Origin of the sequence: Pseudovibrio sp. FO-BEG1 (assembly GCF_000236645.1) — a bacterium.
In the GTDB taxonomy this organism is placed as follows: Bacteria; Pseudomonadota; Alphaproteobacteria; order Rhizobiales; family Stappiaceae; genus Pseudovibrio.
Map to the genome: position 1 here is coordinate 84,509 of NC_016642.1, position 15,382 is coordinate 99,890.

At 50.7% G+C, this 15,382-nt stretch carries 16 protein-coding genes and 2 tRNA genes; 9 read left to right on the forward strand and 9 right to left on the reverse strand.

What is annotated here, in order from left to right; all coding sequences use genetic code 11:
- Positions 1 to 116 precede the first annotated feature (116 nt).
- Entirely contained in the window at positions 117 to 899 is a 783-nt protein-coding gene (locus PSE_RS00420) for a 3-hydroxybutyrate dehydrogenase (RefSeq protein WP_014283063.1), read from the forward strand.
- Between the two features lie 52 nt (positions 900 to 951).
- Positions 952 to 1,992: a patatin-like phospholipase family protein gene (locus PSE_RS00425; protein WP_014283064.1), complete on the forward strand. Its 1,041-nt coding sequence runs from the start codon at positions 952 to 954 to the stop codon at positions 1,990 to 1,992.
- Between the two features lie 574 nt (positions 1,993 to 2,566).
- On the opposite strand, the gene PSE_RS00430 is transcribed toward PSE_RS00425, so the two are convergent.
- Positions 2,567 to 3,001: a L,D-transpeptidase gene (locus PSE_RS00430; RefSeq protein ID WP_041767748.1), complete on the reverse strand. Its 435-nt coding sequence runs from the start codon at positions 2,999 to 3,001 to the stop codon at positions 2,567 to 2,569.
- A 312-nt stretch (positions 3,002 to 3,313) separates the two neighbouring features.
- Positions 3,314 to 4,096, reverse strand: a complete 783-nt coding sequence (locus tag PSE_RS00435) for a MipA/OmpV family protein (protein ID WP_014283067.1) — start codon at positions 4,094 to 4,096, stop codon at positions 3,314 to 3,316.
- Between the two features lie 445 nt (positions 4,097 to 4,541).
- Between PSE_RS00435 and PSE_RS00440 the strand changes: the two genes are divergently transcribed.
- On the forward strand, positions 4,542 to 5,957 hold the full coding sequence (locus tag PSE_RS00440; RefSeq protein ID WP_014283068.1) for an L-serine ammonia-lyase: 1,416 nt from the start codon (positions 4,542 to 4,544) through the stop codon (positions 5,955 to 5,957).
- A gap of 4 nt (positions 5,958 to 5,961) precedes the next feature.
- Here the strand turns inward: PSE_RS00440 and mnmD are convergent, their stop codons facing one another.
- Positions 5,962 to 6,663 carry a tRNA (5-methylaminomethyl-2-thiouridine)(34)-methyltransferase MnmD gene (mnmD, locus tag PSE_RS00445; RefSeq protein ID WP_014283069.1) on the reverse strand — a complete coding sequence of 234 codons (702 nt, stop codon included), beginning with the start codon at positions 6,661 to 6,663 and terminating at the stop codon, positions 5,962 to 5,964.
- Between the two features lie 67 nt (positions 6,664 to 6,730).
- Here mnmD and PSE_RS00450 point away from each other — a divergent pair, with 67 nt between their 5' ends.
- From PSE_RS00450 to PSE_RS00460, 3 genes are all read left to right on the forward strand, one after another.
- Positions 6,731 to 7,849 carry an FAD-binding oxidoreductase gene (locus PSE_RS00450; protein ID WP_014283070.1) on the forward strand — a complete coding sequence of 373 codons (1,119 nt, stop codon included), beginning with the start codon at positions 6,731 to 6,733 and terminating at the stop codon, positions 7,847 to 7,849.
- A gap of 245 nt (positions 7,850 to 8,094) precedes the next feature.
- Positions 8,095 to 8,385: a YggT family protein gene (locus tag PSE_RS00455; RefSeq protein WP_041767749.1), complete on the forward strand. Its 291-nt coding sequence runs from the start codon at positions 8,095 to 8,097 to the stop codon at positions 8,383 to 8,385.
- Positions 8,386 to 8,388: 3 nt separating this feature from the next.
- Entirely contained in the window at positions 8,389 to 8,706 is a 318-nt protein-coding gene (locus PSE_RS00460; protein WP_014283072.1) for a DUF167 family protein, read from the forward strand.
- 12 nt (positions 8,707 to 8,718) lie between these two features.
- Here PSE_RS00460 and PSE_RS00465 read toward each other — a convergent pair whose 3' ends face one another.
- From PSE_RS00465 to PSE_RS00485, 5 genes are all read right to left on the reverse strand, one after another.
- Positions 8,719 to 8,910, reverse strand: coding sequence for a Trm112 family protein (locus tag PSE_RS00465; RefSeq protein WP_008550557.1), 192 nt, complete (start codon positions 8,908 to 8,910; stop codon positions 8,719 to 8,721).
- 33 nt (positions 8,911 to 8,943) lie between these two features.
- Positions 8,944 to 9,624 carry an LON peptidase substrate-binding domain-containing protein gene (locus PSE_RS00470; protein WP_008550327.1) on the reverse strand — a complete coding sequence of 227 codons (681 nt, stop codon included), beginning with the start codon at positions 9,622 to 9,624 and terminating at the stop codon, positions 8,944 to 8,946.
- Between the two features lie 43 nt (positions 9,625 to 9,667).
- Complete coding sequence (trxA, locus tag PSE_RS00475) at positions 9,668 to 10,663, reverse strand: thioredoxin (RefSeq protein ID WP_014283073.1); 996 nt, start codon at positions 10,661 to 10,663, stop codon at positions 9,668 to 9,670.
- 121 nt (positions 10,664 to 10,784) lie between these two features.
- Positions 10,785 to 11,312, reverse strand: coding sequence for a prolyl-tRNA synthetase associated domain-containing protein (locus tag PSE_RS00480; protein WP_041767751.1), 528 nt, complete (start codon positions 11,310 to 11,312; stop codon positions 10,785 to 10,787).
- 141 nt (positions 11,313 to 11,453) lie between these two features.
- Positions 11,454 to 12,518 (reverse strand): cytochrome-c peroxidase, encoded by a 1,065-nt coding sequence (locus PSE_RS00485; RefSeq protein ID WP_041767752.1) that lies wholly within the window; start codon positions 12,516 to 12,518, stop codon positions 11,454 to 11,456.
- Between the two features lie 776 nt (positions 12,519 to 13,294).
- Here PSE_RS00485 and PSE_RS00490 point away from each other — a divergent pair.
- Positions 13,295 to 13,369, forward strand: a tRNA-Gly gene (locus PSE_RS00490).
- Between the two features lie 48 nt (positions 13,370 to 13,417).
- Positions 13,418 to 13,492: transfer RNA gene (locus PSE_RS00495), tRNA-Gly, on the forward strand.
- A gap of 65 nt (positions 13,493 to 13,557) precedes the next feature.
- On the opposite strand, the gene PSE_RS00500 is transcribed toward PSE_RS00495, so the two are convergent.
- Positions 13,558 to 14,661 carry an NAD(P)/FAD-dependent oxidoreductase gene (locus PSE_RS00500; protein WP_148266060.1) on the reverse strand — a complete coding sequence of 368 codons (1,104 nt, stop codon included), beginning with the start codon at positions 14,659 to 14,661 and terminating at the stop codon, positions 13,558 to 13,560.
- A gap of 205 nt (positions 14,662 to 14,866) precedes the next feature.
- Between PSE_RS00500 and PSE_RS00505 the strand changes: the two genes are divergently transcribed.
- On the forward strand, positions 14,867 to 15,274 hold the full coding sequence (locus tag PSE_RS00505) for a YchJ family protein (protein ID WP_041767754.1): 408 nt from the start codon (positions 14,867 to 14,869) through the stop codon (positions 15,272 to 15,274).
- Positions 15,275 to 15,382 lie beyond the last annotated feature (108 nt).

Below are 15,382 nucleotides of genomic sequence, written 5' to 3' on the forward strand. Positions count from 1 at the left end.
TGACCTTTTTGCACTGCACGCTAGATAACTATGCTTTTTGCTAATGCAACCAGACTAAAAAGTGGCGCAAGCTCACACCAACTCATTTTTCAATACATTTGGTCAGGAGACTCAAAATGCTCTCAGGGAAAACCGCTGTAATCACTGGCTCCACTTCCGGCATCGGCCTTGCCTATGCCCGTGCAATGGCGGAGCAAGGCGCCAACATCATGATCAACGGCTTTGGGGACGCGGACGCAATCGAGAAAGAGCGCGCAGGTATCGAGTCCGATTTCGGCGTGAAATGCGTTTACTCTTCAGCAGATATGACCAAACCTGACGAAATTCACGCCATGATCCACGAGGCCCACAAAACCCTTGGCTCTGTCGATGTTCTCGTCAACAACGCAGGTATTCAGCACGTTGAAGCGATTGAACATTTCCCGGTCGAAAAATGGGACGCCATCATCGCGATCAACCTGTCTTCCGCATTCCACACCATCCGCACGGCAGTGCCTTACATGCGCGAAGCAGGCTGGGGCCGTATCATCAACACCGCCTCCGCACATGCTCTCGTCGCGTCTCCGTTCAAGGCAGCTTACGTCTCAGCCAAACACGGCATCGCAGGTCTGACCAAAACAGTTGCGCTGGAAGTGGCAGAAAACAACATCACAGTGAATGCCATCTGCCCGGGCTATGTCTGGACCCCTCTCGTCGAAAAGCAGATCCCAGACACTATGAAAGCACGCAATATGACTGAGGAGCAGGTGAAAAAGGAAGTCCTGCTGGCCGCTCAGCCAACCAAAGAGTTCGTAACAGTAGATCAGGTTGCTGGTCTTGCCGTGTTCTTGTGCTCTGATACGGCAGCTTCAATCACTGGCACATTGTTGCCAATCGATGGTGGCTGGACAGCTCAATAACCAAACCTACGATTTCCCAGCTGTTCTAATCTGGCGACCCACGGAGGTCCATATGGCAACGCCTCGGAAGACTGCGAAGAAAGAACGGAAGAAAATCAATCTGGCCTTACAAGGTGGAGGAGCCCATGGCGCCTTCACCTGGGGTGTTCTGGATTGGCTCCTGGAAAACGAAGACTGGGAAATCATCGGCATTTCGGGCACCAGCGCCGGAGCCATGAACGCCGTTGTAATGGCAGATGGCCTCGTAGAAGGTGGTCAGGAGGGTGCTCGCAAAGCCCTCACCCGCTTCTGGAAGTCTGTCAGCGCCGCGGGTGAAACCAGCCCGTTCCAGCGTAACCCGCTGGATGTGTTCATGGGAAACTGGAGCTTGGACAACTCCCCCATGTATCTTGCCTGGGATCTCGCTTCACGTGTTGTCTCGCCGTACCAACTCAATCCCATGAACTACAATCCGCTCCGAGACCTCGTCGAACAGCAGATCAACTTCGAACGTGTTCGTAGCTGTAAAGAAGTGGACGTCTACGTCGCCGCCACCAATGTGCGCACAGGTAAGATCAAAATCTTCGCTAATGAAGAGCTGACACTCGACGCTGTTATGGCCTCCTCTGCCCTGCCTCACATGTATCAGGCCGTCGAAATTGGAGACGAGGCATATTGGGATGGTGGTTTCATGGGCAACCCACCGCTCTTCCCTCTGTTCAAGCAAGGTGGACACACGGACGTTCTGCTCATCCAGATCAATCCGGTTGAAAGAAACGAACTGCCACACACCGCCCAGGAAATCTCGGAGCGCCTGAACGAGATCACATTCAACTCCACCTTATTACGCGAGCTGCGTGCGATCGAGTTTGTGACCCGACTGATTCAGGAAGGTCGTCTGGACACGGACCAATACACCCGCGTGTTTATGCATCGCATCGAAGCAACAAAGGATTTAGCCCCGTTTGGTGCCTCATCAAAATTAAATCCACAATGGGAATTTGTGGAATTGCTCCACGACATCGGCAGGCAGGCAGCTAAAAAATGGGCTCACGATAACTACGACCATATCGGCAAACAAAGCACGCTCAGCCTCGATCACGAGTTTAACTGAGCGTAAACGCAATGGTTAACACTCCCAAACCGCGTTGCAAATTGCGAAGCGGCAAAGGTAATCAAGCTGTAAAATTAACCTGCATTTTGGATGGAAACGACGCAGTCACCCCAGATCTTGTGCCAAATATTTCTCGCAAAACTGGCACAGCTTTTGCTCTTAAATAACCAGCTGATATCAAGGTACTGCGTAATCAGCTTTAGAGAATATAGAGAGGGTTTTTGAGCGTTCTTTCAAAGCCCTCTTTTTCTTTGGCCAATGCATCCACGCTACACACAGGCCTATTCGAAAAAAATCGTTTTATCCCTAAAAAACTCTTTCAAAAAAATCAGCGTGCCAACCTTTTGGCAAGATTTTGGCGTTAGGAAAGACACGCTGATTGTTGAGTTATGCGTATTCAGCGCTACGGCGGGAGAAGCAGGCGTTTGCGACCCGACTTGCTTCTTCCGCTCACAAGCCTTCAAGCACATCTCTTAGCCCTTGATTTAGTAAGGAACCCTCGCTCTAGCAAGGGCAAAGGGCCTTATTCGACGGATATCACACCACGATCCGCGTTGCACGTAAAGCGTGTTCACTATTTCACGATTACAATCTTGGCGTTTGAAGGCCCATTCGCCTGAATCAAACTGAACAGCCTCTTCGCATTTTTCGGGTGCAACCGAACACAGCCATGCGATGCAGGCGCTCCCAAACGCTTGACCACATCCGTCCCATGAATGGCATATCCCTTGTAGAAGAACACTGAGTAAGGCATCGGCGCACCGTTGTATTTCCGAGAGAAATAACGCTTGTGCATCCGGGTTGGCTTAAAGGTTCCCACGGGCGTCCTGTACCCACGCCGCGCAGTCGACACTGGCCATGAATGGCGCACCTTCCCATCGACAAAAATCCGCATGGTCTGTTCGGAGATATCAATTTTGGCCAGCACTTTGGAAGACGAAGCCTTCGCTGGAACCATAAGAAGTAAGCAAATAAACAGCAGTCCAGAAATAGTAATTATTGTACGCATACTGAAGCCCCCTCACTCAACGCAATACTCATCGTGAACTAACACGAGCCCTAACCTGAGTCTTTCATTAAGTTATTCTAAGGGGATTATTACCGACGGCGACAAAGCTGATACTTCAATAATAGGGTAATACAACTCTCAATATCAATACTTCATGCATGCTTATATTTTCATGAATATACACCCAGCTTCACTTCAAGCAGTGTTTTATTTTTAGTTAGCTAGATGAAAACTCACCACAAGCAGCAAAAACAAAAGCCCGGAACTGGATCCGGGCTTCTTTCATAAATCGATCTGTAAGCGCTAATCGCTCTAGAACATGTCCCAGGCAAAGCGATAGGTGGCGCCAAAACCAACGGACCACATATTGTCGTTCTGCGTGATCGGGCTATCCGCAGCCTCACCAATCAAACGATCATATCCACCCTGCAAGTGCAGGCCAATTGTGTCGGTAAGCGCATAACTTGCACGAACAACACCACCAATGCTCTTGAAACCACCTTCAGCGGTATAAGGGCCGGAAGGCCCACCAGCTGGAACACTGAAGTATGTGTTCATGTAAGAACCATCCGCAGCATCAACACGCGGACCAAACACAAACGTCAGTCGATCAGTAACCTCAGTGATCACATCAATACCGGCACGACCAACAAATCCGCGGTGACCGTTAAAGCCGTGGCGGACCTCAATAAAGGCACGGAACCAATCATGGCGGAAACCACCACCAAGACCAACTTCACCGGCCCAAGGCACACGGCTCGTGCCAGCCAAAGATCTGGAATCTGAAGGATTACGTTCGCCTACAAAGCCAAAGGACGGGTAGATAAAGACACCCTGCGTTTCCCCTTCCTTCACCTGACCAAATCCCGGCAGATAAAATCTAGAGAACGCAATCAACGGCAACGGGTAGATGATGTATTCATCGGCGCCGTCATATTTTGGATTAACAAATCCAGCAACGCCGATATCCATTACGTATCTCTTGCTGGCTTGCTCGTCAGTCAGGTCGCCCGGCGTGAAATTATCTTCTGCCAGCGCGTGACTGGAAACGGAAGCAAGCGCTAAGCCTGCAAGAATACGAAATGAGGCGGTCATAGGTGCAGCCTTGATCGGAAGAAACAATTACCACCTATGATATACGTTTTGCCCCGATTTGCAGACCTGTAGTTTCAGGAGTTTTCTACAGACTGTTGCGCATAGGCACCACAAAAATGAACCAGAGACAGTTTTTTCATCCCTTTTCACATTGGGTGAGTAAAACATGGTCATCAATTCCACGTGAAGCTAGCGTATTTTCTTCAATATCTTCAGTAAACACCCCGATAAAAAGCCCAGTTGAATCAACAGGCACACGATCTTTGCAGATATTTTCCTAGGCTTCTAGACAAACGCAACGTCAATTTCAAATATCGGGAAAAATAATCCGCTTGGTTTCAGAGCCTTTGCCGATTATTCCTAGAAAATTCAGTGATAGTGGCTGTTTCTCTATCCAACACGAAACAAAAACAAAGCCCCCAGCCATTTGAAAGGTGCCAAACACATGTTTCTCAGCGTCTTTGAAATTTTCAAGATCGGCATTGGTCCGTCATCATCCCATACCATGGGCCCGATGACTGCCGCTGCACGTTTTCTGGATGAACTGAGAGACGGTCGACGGATATGGCCCGGTGCCGGCGCACCAAAGCGCCTCCGCTGCACTCTTCACGGTTCCCTGGCATGGACCGGCAAAGGCCATGCGACCGACAGAGCCGTTGTACTAGGATTGGCAGGCTGCACCCCGGAAACATTGGATCCGGATGAGGCTGAAGCCCTTGAGAAGAAGATCGCCAAGGAAAAGAAAGTCCATCTGCCAGACCTACCCGAGCTGGACTTCGATCCGGACAAAGACGTGATCTTTGACTTCGAAAAGAACCTGCCCGGCCACGCAAATGGCATGGTGATCGAAGCGTACGATGCTCAGGATCGCCTCCACCTGCAGGAAACCTTCTACTCCATCGGCGGTGGTTTCGTTCTGACGGAAGAAGAGCTTGACCGCATGAAAGCAGCGGAAGCGGCTGGCAATGACGCTCCCGATGAAATCAAAGGCATGCCTTATCCGTTTGCTACAGCAAAAGAAATGCTGGAGATGGGTCAGAAATCCGGCAAGACCATCGCTCAGATGAAGCGCGCCAACGAGATCACTTCGCTCGACCCACAAGAGCTGGACAGCAAGCTCTGGCAGATCTGGGAAGTTATGGACGGCTGCATGGAGCGCGGCCTCAACACGGAAGGCGAGCTACCGGGTGGCCTGACTGTGAAACGCCGTGCAGCAGCTATCAAGCAGCAGTTGGAAGATGAACGCGGCAACAACATGAGCATGCCTCACGTCGCCAACGACTGGCTCTCCGTTTACGCCATGGCCGTAAATGAAGAAAACGCAGCAGGCGGCAAAGTTGTCACCGCACCAACAAACGGTGCAGCAGGCGTAATCCCGGCAACCGTCAAATATTATCGCGAGCATTGCCCAGGCAGCAACGACGAAGGTATCAAAACCTTCCTGCTCACCGCAGCAGCAGTCGGCGGCATCATCAAACACAACGCGTCTATTTCCGGCGCAGAAGTTGGTTGTCAGGGCGAAGTCGGCTCAGCGGCAGCTATGGCAGCAGCAGGTCTCTGCGCAGCTCTTGGCGGCACAAATGAGCAGATTGAAAACGCTGCTGAAATCGCGCTGGAGCATCACCTTGGCATGACCTGTGATCCAGTTGGAGGCCTCGTTCAGGTTCCATGCATTGAGCGCAATGGCCTTGGGGCCATCAAAGCAGTTTCAGCGGCCTCACTGGCACTGCGCGGCGACGGCTCTCACTACATGCCACTCGACAACTGCGTAGAAGCCATGCGCCAGACCGGCGTTGAAATGAACGACAAGTACAAAGAAACCAGTAAAGGCGGTCTGGCAGTCAACCTGCCAGAATGCTGATCAATCAGGCTTCGGTGGCGGCAGGTTTCTGCCCCACCATCATCTGGCGTTTGGTGCCATAGCCTTTGATGCGCTCAACATCAAAGCCCGCAGTCTGCAAATTCCGGCGCACCCATCCGGCAGCTGTGTAGGTGCCGAACGTGCCGCCAACAGCAGTTTTCTCACCAACAGCCAACATTAGATCTCGGCCCCAAAGCTCAGGGTTCCGTGCTGGATTGAACCCATCCAGGAACCAGGCATCCACCGGGAATGACAGCGTAGGCAGCAACTCGCGCGCATCACCAACACCCAGCAGCAACCGCACCCCATCGATGGTAATCGGATTCCAACCCGGCTGAGGGTTCCACGCGGCCAGCAGCTTGTCTTTGAGAGTTTTAAGCTCAGGCCATTGAGAAAGCGCTTTGTCAATCTCTGCCGCATCCATCGGATAGAGCTCAAACGAAACATAAGTCAGCTTCGTCCGCTCCGCCTCGGGCAAGCTCAACAAAAGCTCCAGAGTGGCCAGAAAATTCAGTCCGGTTCCAAATCCCAACTCAGCAATGGTAAATGACGGGGCACCCTTCCAGCGTTCTGGAAGCTTGTTACCCTGCAGAAATACGTAGCGCGTTTCGCCTAATCCACCGGCTTTGGAGTAATAAGTATCTCCAAACTGCGACGCATACGGCACATTCGCATCATCCCATTCCAATTTTGGGCGCTCTGTCATATGTCTAAGCCAAATCTCTAACGTACAAATCGGTTGGGCTTATACCCCAACCTGGGAAATAAAAAACATGACCTACGATATAGTTGTTGTTGGTGGGGGAATTTTCGGACTCAGCGTCGCTAAAGCCGCACTCGGAAAAGGCTTGAAAGTCGCACTTCTGGAAAAGAACACGATTGCTTCGGGTGCAAGTGCCGGTCTCGTCGGTGCTTTGATGCCTCACGTTCCTAGTCAATGGAACGAAAAAAAGCAGTTTCAACTGGACGCCCTGATCGAACTCTCCGATATCGTAGCAGAGCTTGAAGAAGCCACAGGCATGTCCGTCGGCTACAGCCGTGCAGGCCGATTGATCCCACTCTACACCGAACACAAGCTCGAACATGCCCTCTCCCGCGTTGAAGAAAGCAAGCAGCGCTGGAGAAGCGATGAAACCGGCTTCACCTTCAACGTTGTGAAAGAAACACCATTCAGCGAGTGGCTCACACCGGAAGCAGCACCGCTTGGCATCATCTGGGATACTCTGGCGGCACGCGCCAATCCACGCCTCGTTTCAGCTGGCCTCAAAGCTTTCCTCGAAACCCGTATCGATATCATGGAACACACTAAGTTCCTCAGCTTCGATGAGACCACCGGCACAGTCTCCCTCGGCAATGGCGAGACTCTAACAGCAGATCGCGTCGTTCATTCCGCAGGCTATGAAGGATTTGGGCCGCTCAGCGAAATGGCAGGCAAAACCATCGGCATGGGCGTAAAAGGACAATCCCTTCTGCTGGAATACAAAGCTGAAAAGCCTCTGCCGGTAATCTACGATGATGGTATCTACGTTGTCTCCCACGCCAATGGAACTGTCGCAATCGGCTCCACCTCTGAGCAGGAGTGGACAAGCAAAGAGCCTGTAGAAGCAGACATCCAGACCATGTTCAAAAAAGCAGTTGGCTTCTGCCCTTCTCTGAAAGGCGCTCCCATCATCACCCGGTGGGCCGGTATCCGTCCAAAATGCAAAAAACGTGATCCATTGGTTGGCCTCATTCCAGGCACTGAGAAAACATGGGTGGCAACCGGTGGCTTCAAAATTTCCTATGCCATCTCCCACCGCATCGCAGCTTGCTTGATGCAGGAAATGTTCCCGGAACAGGGCAAACCAATCCACCTGCCAGAGAGCTTCAAGCCTGCCTTCCACTTTGGCTAAAGCAAATCATTATAGCCCGGTAGCGGTTTCCCCCTCCATTTCAGAGGCATACCGCTACCGGCAATTGGCATTTTTTCACGGGCTCATTGCGGAAATTAGCTCTAAATATAGAAAAATGAGGCATACTGGATCTTGCAGGTGCCTCAGTTCAAAGTTACATGAAGAACAACTCTGTTTCCTGAGCTCTGTCTTAAAGGAAGCAAATTAGAAAGTTCATCTCCGCAAACTTGGAGTTTAACCAGTCCATGCGCGCTATTCTTGATGTCGTTTTCATCATCTTAAATCTTTACACGTGGGTCATTATTGCAAACGTGATCTTCTCGTGGCTCTACGCGTTCAACGTGGTGAACTCGCACAATCAGTTCATCGCAATGATCGGACAGACGCTCTACAATCTGACAGAGCCGCTCCTACGACCGATCCGCCGGCTCCTGCCTGCAATGGGTGGACTGGACCTTTCACCGATTGTGCTGCTGCTCGGCATCTTCCTTATCGAGCGCGTCATCGGCCTCTACATCTACCCCTACGTATTCTAAGTAGTGGCAGACGAACGCCCTTGGAAACTGCAGGCTGACGGAATTCTCATTACCGTCCGCCTCACCCCCAAATCCTCCAAAGATCAGATTGAGAAAATCGGCGCACAGTCTGACGGACGGCCGCTTGTTTTGGCGAGAGTTCGCGCAGTGCCGGAAAAGGGCGCAGCCAACAAAGCCGTTGCAGCCCTATTTGCAAAAGCACTCTCTGTTCCAAAATCTTCAGCTGAAGTGATTGCAGGCTCCACGGCCCGCATAAAAACTCTGCGTGTTCTGGGTGAACCACAGGATCTGGCAAAAAGGCTAGAAGATCATCTCTCCTAGCCTTTAATGCATTTAGTCTTCCAGCTTGCGCGCTTCTTCTTCCAACATGATCGGAATGCCGTTCCGAATTGGATAAGCCAGCTTAGCAGCGCGAGAAATCAACTCCTGGTTCTCAGCGTTGTACTCAAGCGTTGTCTTCGTAACAGGGCAGACCAACAACTCCAGAAGGCGTCGGTCCAGCTGCGGCGCTTCAAATTCGCTCATAGAGCCCTCATTCATCTCTTATCATTACCTGCATCACTGAAGAGTGCTGCCTGCACCACCGTTGCCACGTGCCAGCTCCACTTCAGCCAGCGCAATCAGCGTATCCGCACGCACTTTCAGATTCTCTGTCTCCAACAGAGCCTGCTTCTCTTTAGGTCCATAAGGACTCATCATGCACAGCGCATTGACCAATACCTCTGTCGAAGCAGAATTCACGCTATCCCAATCCGCTTCCAGATCATTCACGCTCAAATACTCCTTGAGCGTTGAAAGCAGCAGCTCACGATCCACATCGTCTTCACCAAGACCTGTCTTCAGATCACTGGCAAATCGGGTCGGATCCACATGCCCACGACGGAACGGCGCACGTTCTTCCAACTCACCACGAAGCTCAAAGCGGGAAACACCGGAAAGCGTAATCAGATAGCGGCCATCGCCACTCTCCTGGAAACCGGTAATACGCCCCATACAGCCAACGGTGCAAAGCTTTGGCCGTCCGGCCAACTCTTCATCGCTTGTATCAAACTGCGGCTGAATCACACCAATCATCCGATCAGTGCGCAAAGCACTGTCGATCATCGCGGTGTAGCGCGGCTCAAAAACATTGAGAGGCATATGGGAGCGCGGGAGCAAGATAGCTCCCGGCAAAACAAACAACGGTACAACCTGCGGCAGGTCATCCAGACCTGCGTAGGTCGCATTTCCAACAGTCATCGAGGCCACTTAAGTGCTCTCCGCTCTTATCATTAGGCCAAGATTACGAGAATAAAATTGAGGAGAGTTTACGGCGACCGTAAACAGCACCTGCATCTTTGAAGCCCCAGGCCTCAAAAAACTGCAGCAACTGCCTGCGTGCACCATCTTCATTCCACTCGCGGTCACGGCGAATAATTTCAATCAGCTCATCAACAGCACCGGTTTTGTCACCCTTACCACTCAATGCAAGCGCAAGGTCAAAACGGGCCTGATGATCATCTGCATTTGCTTCCACGCGCTCACGCAGCTCAGCAAGGTCGTCCAGTCCTTCAGACTGTTCAGCCAGTTCCAGCGCAGCCTTAGCCGCAATAAACTGCTGAGAATCCTGTTTGTCTTCTGGAACCATGTCGAGCATCTGCTTGGCATGTTCCTTCTCACCAAGAGCGAGATAACACATAGCAAGGCCGCTCAGTGCATGCACGTTGCCAGCATCAATGGAAAGCGCGCCACCGTAAAGCTGCGCAGCTTCCGGATAGCCTTCCGCATCACGAAGCTCATCAGCCTTCTCAAGCATCACTTCCAGATCGCTTGGACCAATCTTCACGCCGATACGGTCGAGGAACTTTTTAACTTCACCCTCAGTCTGCGCGCCCATGAAGCCATCAACAGGCTGGCCACCTTTAAACGCAAACACAGCCGGGATCGACTGAACACCCATCTGACCCGCAACTTCCGGGTACTCTTCGATGTTCATCTTCACCAGCTTAACAGCGCCATTGGCTTCCTTGACCACTTTCTCAAGCGTCGGAGTAAGCTGTTTACACGGACCACACCAAGGTGCCCAGAAATCAACGAGAACAACCTGATTACGGGAGCCCTCGATTACATCCTGCACAAAGGTCTGAGTGGTCGTATCTACAATCAAGTCAGCCGCAGCTGCAGGAGCAGCGGATGGGGAAGCCGCACCAGCCTGTGTGTTGGTCTGGTAACCACCGCCATATCCACCACCAAGGGAGCCTCCAAAGCTGCCACCTACGGAATAACCGGATCCACTCATTATCTTGACCCTTTACCTGAACTGGGAGCTGCTTTTATCAGCGCTCCGCATATCAAAATCTTTAACTGCTGCCTAAAATGGTCTTAGACGAGACCAATTACAATTGGCGATCACTCAGTTTTTATAGATCTTCAGTGACTTTCTGCGCCTCTGCAGACACCGCAAGCACTTTGGCATCATGCCCACACGCCTTTGCAAAAGCCATCAACCCATCTGCTGAAATCGCTGTCGAAGCGTTGTTCAGCAGAGGATGGAAGTTCAGAACTTCCTGCTCCATCATGTCCGCGTCAAACACAACAGAAACCCGCTGTGCCTCACGATCATTGATCAGAGAAAACGGCGTCACAGATCCCGGCGTTACACCCAGAACCTCTTCCAACAGATCAGCCTTACCAAAAGAAACGCGACCAGATGCACCAATGATGCTGGAGATCTTCTTCAGATCAATCGTAGCATCATGGAGCGCAACAACCAAAAAGAGATTCCCCTTCTTGTCTTTCAGAAAGAGGTTTTTGGTGTGCCCACCGGGAATACGGTCATGCAAGTCAGCAGACTCAGCAACCGTGAAAACCGGTTCATGATCAATGGTAGAAACCGGAATGTTCAGCTCTTCCAAAAAGGACATCAGTTGCGAACGGCTTGCTGGCATGTAGAAGAACCTCCCCCAAGTCTCTGAGATAAACCAAGTGTTTGCCACATAAATGCTGCACCGTTTTAAGGCACCCATAAAAAAAGGCAAGCAGTCCATAAGAACTGCCTGCCTTTCGCAAACCGGGGGCGAATAGTTTGCTTAGTGAGCCGTCATGACAGACGGATCAGGGAGTGGTGTAGAATCTGTCCGAACCGGAAGGATCGGATACTCAACAACCGGCTGCTCACCTGTAAGGGTCTTCAGGAATGCAGTGATCGCATCAATATCTTCATCAGTCAGTTCAGCACCCAGCTGAGAACTTGCCATAATGGCAACGGCCTGTTTCAGATCCCAAACTTTACCGGAATGGAAATAAGGGGCCGTCAGCTCGATGTTACGCAGTGGAGATGCACGGAAAACGTACTCTTCCTCAGCGGTTTGAGTGACAGCAAAGCGGCCTTTGTCGTTTACAGGCAGAACATCAGCACCAGGTTTCTCAACCACGCCGAATGGATAGTACCCTTCACCACCAATGTTCACGCCGCCATGACAAGCGGCACAGCCGGTGTCCATAAATGCCTGAAGTCCCTGCTTTTCCTGAGCACTGAGCGCGTTTTCATTGCCCTCAAGGAACAGGTCAAACTTGGACGCAGGCGTGATCAGAGTTGCCTCATAAGCTTCGATAGCCTTCGCCATATTGTCGAAGTTCGTCGCTTTTTCTTCACCGGGGAATGCTCTTGCAAACTGCTCGGTGTAGCCAGGCATACTGTTCAGCACAGCTTCAACCCGCTCTGGCGTACTGGCCATTTCAACACCAGCCTGCACAGGGCCTTTTGCCTGCTCCTTCAGGTCTTCAGCACGACCATCCCAGAACTGAGCAAGGTTGAACACAGCATTCAGAACGGTAGGCGCATTGCGCGGCCCCTTCTGCCATCCATGGCCGATGGATGTTTCCAGATTGTCATCCCCACCCATGCCAAGGTTGTGACAACTGTTGCACGACAACAAACCAGAGAGCGATAGCCGCGGATCAAAAAACAGCTTGCGCCCCAGATCGATTTTTTCGCGGGTGATTGTGTTGCCTTTTACAGCAGGTACAGCGTGCGGGATCGGCTTGAAGTAAGTGCGCGCCTCTTCCAACAACTCAGACTGAGCCAAGGCTCCTCCCTGAGCAGCCAAGCTGAGAACAGATGCGCCAATCAATGTCTTAATTATGGCTCGCATGAATTCCTCCATCATCACGAGATAATGGATTTTAGAATCGCTATAAACAAAAGCACATTGATACAACCGCTTGACATTTACTATAGGATTTTCAAAACTAAAAACCCCGCATAACGTTACCTAAGACGATCCAATATTTAGACTTATAAAAAATATTCAAAATATGAATTGAATATATACTCATAAATACTTCAATATTAGGAATATCTAATCATACAGCATGCGCAATTCATCTCTCTTTGGACTTAGAATAACTCTAATATAGTATTCTGATTGAGTACTCTCAAAACCTGCAACTTGCGTTTCCTAAGGGCAGCACTGGATCGCTGAAAAAGTTCTCAGCAAGTATACAAATCTGTATGTGCGACATACTGCCCCCACTTACAAAATGTGATCTCCTCCAATCAGCTACAGTTTTCTTAGCCATGATCTCACAGGTGATTTTTCCGATTGGACAAAAAATTTCCTGATCCCATTGAGATATATGAGAGAACTAATTTCTTTTTTGCAGCTCATCGCTTCAGTTTCCGACAAAATCACATAGGTTATTTTGCGCAGATGCAATTATTTCCACAACAGGAAAAACACCTTATAATTTCATATAAGCTATTGTATTTAAACACATTACAAGATCAGCTCAACAACAGTTACGTCCACAAGCACTTGGAAATCCCACAATGAATTTCAAATTCCTTGTTGCATTCACCCCGAGCTTTTGTCATATAGCTCCCACCTCACCGACGGGGCCGCAACAAACGGTCCTAGCGAAACAGAATGCGGGCGTAGCTCAGGGGTAGAGCATAACCTTGCCAAGGTTAGGGTCGTGAGTTCGAATCTCATCGCCCGCTCCAGTTTCTCTAAGAAGCTGAGTTTTCGCGAAGTTGGAATTTTTTGGATATGCGGGCGTAGCTCAGGGGTAGAGCATAACCTTGCCAAGGTTAGGGTCGGGCGTTCGAATCGCCTCGCCCGCTCCAAAAAAACAAAAGAACCGCCGCAAGGCGGTTTTTTGTTATCTGGACTTCTCTTTCCATACAAAACGTTACACGGTTTCTTCCTCTTCCAGCCAGGGAGGGAATGGCGTGTTCTCAGCAGACATAATGTTCATGAACTGCGATTGAAAATAATTCGTCCGTCCTAACACAGGCATGAACTTCTGCCGGAAAAGGCGAATAGCAGTATTGTTGGAAGCCAAAAACCGCGTCCCAGAATCCACCGTCTTCAAAACTTCTGCAGCAACTGGCCTCCGATCCAACATATATTGATGCGTAAGACCGGTAGAAACCTGCCAAGCAAGCCACGCAGCATCCTCGATCCCTAAGTTCATCCCTCGCCCACCAAATGGTGAGTGCACATGCGCTGCATCCCCAACCAGAAACACGCGGCCTTTCTGGTATAGGTTCACCAGCCTGTGCGAGATGCGGAAGGTTGATTTCCAGTTGACCTTATTGACCTTCAGGATCGGTGGCATGTTCTCCAACGGATCAACATGATCCGCAACAATCCTCGCCCGCGTTGCAGAAAACGGGATGACCCCAAAGATATTCGGCGACCGGTCAAACATAGTCGGCCCATCCATGGAAAGCGTCGGCTCTAGCTCCACATCTGCCAGCCCCCAATCCTGCGGGTAGGAGCTACCTGAGAAGGTTAATCCCATCTGTGAGCGCACAACAGAGTGAGCCCCATCAGCACCAATCACCATTGGCGGATGAAGCATTTCCTCTTTACCGCTGCTGGTTTCAAGCACAGCAGTAACCTTGTCATCTTGCTGCTCCAACCGCAGCAACTCACATTCCCGCTCAACCGGAACGCCTTGCTCAGTCAAATGCCGTTCTAAAATAGTCTCGGTCTCATACTGAGGCAGAGCCAGCATGAAGTTGAAAGGCCCACCCAACTCAGAAAGGTCAACTTCCAGAAGCTCATCACTCGGCCCACGAAAATGGACATGGTTCATCCGCCAACCCTTCTCCAGCAACCTGTCAGTCACACCAGAAGGCTTCAGAATTTGCATTGTCCTGGGGTTAATCGCGAGTGCGCGGGACTGTGCATGAGGACGCGAGTTCTTATCAATGATGCGGGGCGTGAACCCACGCCGCTTCAACTCAATTGCAGCAGTCAGCCCACTGGGCCCTGCTCCAACAATCAAAATGCGTCCTCTTTGCATTGCAATCCTACCGTACAGAAGGCTTTACGCGGCAAGCTTATGCAAAAGACGCTGTAGGAGCGTTGAACCAGTAGCACGAACTTTAATCACTCTCGGAGGAGCTTGTTTGCCCTTCTTGACCAGACGTAGGATTTAGCGTTTACCTGCGCCATCAAGCTCTCGAGCATGTTCTAAAGGATGGTAATTGATGACAACGCCCTGCCCGTGCCAATCAGGAAAAGACTTCGAAGTCTGCTGTCAGCCCTTTTTAGAAGGCAAAGCCATGCCTGAAACCGCAGAGCAACTAATGCGCTCCCGTTACAGCGCTTATGCGACACAGAACGTTGATTACCTGAAAGAAACACTCTGGCCGCGCTATCAGAAAGCCTTCAACCCTATCGAAATTGCCGAATATGCCCAACAAACCCAATGGGTTGGCCTCGATATTCTGGCAACCGAAAAGGGACAGGCAGATGACGCTAAAGGCAGTGTCTTGTTCTGCGCTAAATGTCTGGCCCATGGGCAGTTTGGAGAGCAGCGAGAACTCAGCCTCTTCAAAAAACGCAAAGGTCGCTGGTACTACGTTGAACCTTTAGAAGAAGGTGCTCGCCTCTAAAGGCACTTTTCTCATTCTATAGACGCAATTTCTGACGAAGACCCACTCTAAAACAAGGTCTTCGTTTTACTTGATGCAGATAGCTGGCTCCCATCAGCCAATGCCTCT

Bases quoted from the DNA above. Each gene is read 5' to 3' on its own strand.
- PSE_RS00450 (WP_014283070.1), top strand. From the start codon at position 6,731: ATGACCTACGATATAGTTGTTGTTGGTGGGGGAATTTTCGGACTCAGC.
- PSE_RS00435 (WP_014283067.1), bottom strand. From the start codon at position 4,096: ATGACCGCCTCATTTCGTATTCTTGCAGGCTTAGCGCTTGCTTCCGTT.
- mnmD (WP_014283069.1), bottom strand. From the start codon at position 6,663: ATGACAGAGCGCCCAAAATTGGAATGGGATGATGCGAATGTGCCGTAT.
- PSE_RS00425 (WP_014283064.1), top strand. From the start codon at position 952: ATGGCAACGCCTCGGAAGACTGCGAAGAAAGAACGGAAGAAAATCAAT.
- PSE_RS00485 (WP_041767752.1), bottom strand. From the start codon at position 12,518: ATGCGAGCCATAATTAAGACATTGATTGGCGCATCTGTTCTCAGCTTG.
- PSE_RS00465 (WP_008550557.1), bottom strand. From the start codon at position 8,910: ATGAGCGAATTTGAAGCGCCGCAGCTGGACCGACGCCTTCTGGAGTTG.
- PSE_RS00505 (WP_041767754.1), top strand. From the start codon at position 14,867: ATGACAACGCCCTGCCCGTGCCAATCAGGAAAAGACTTCGAAGTCTGC.
- PSE_RS00420 (WP_014283063.1), top strand. From the start codon at position 117: ATGCTCTCAGGGAAAACCGCTGTAATCACTGGCTCCACTTCCGGCATC.
- trxA (WP_014283073.1), bottom strand. From the start codon at position 10,663: ATGAGTGGATCCGGTTATTCCGTAGGTGGCAGCTTTGGAGGCTCCCTT.
- PSE_RS00455 (WP_041767749.1), top strand. From the start codon at position 8,095: ATGCGCGCTATTCTTGATGTCGTTTTCATCATCTTAAATCTTTACACG.
- PSE_RS00430 (WP_041767748.1), bottom strand. From the start codon at position 3,001: ATGCGTACAATAATTACTATTTCTGGACTGCTGTTTATTTGCTTACTT.
- PSE_RS00480 (WP_041767751.1), bottom strand. From the start codon at position 11,312: ATGCCAGCAAGCCGTTCGCAACTGATGTCCTTTTTGGAAGAGCTGAAC.
- PSE_RS00440 (WP_014283068.1), top strand. From the start codon at position 4,542: ATGTTTCTCAGCGTCTTTGAAATTTTCAAGATCGGCATTGGTCCGTCA.
- PSE_RS00470 (WP_008550327.1), bottom strand. From the start codon at position 9,624: ATGACTGTTGGAAATGCGACCTACGCAGGTCTGGATGACCTGCCGCAG.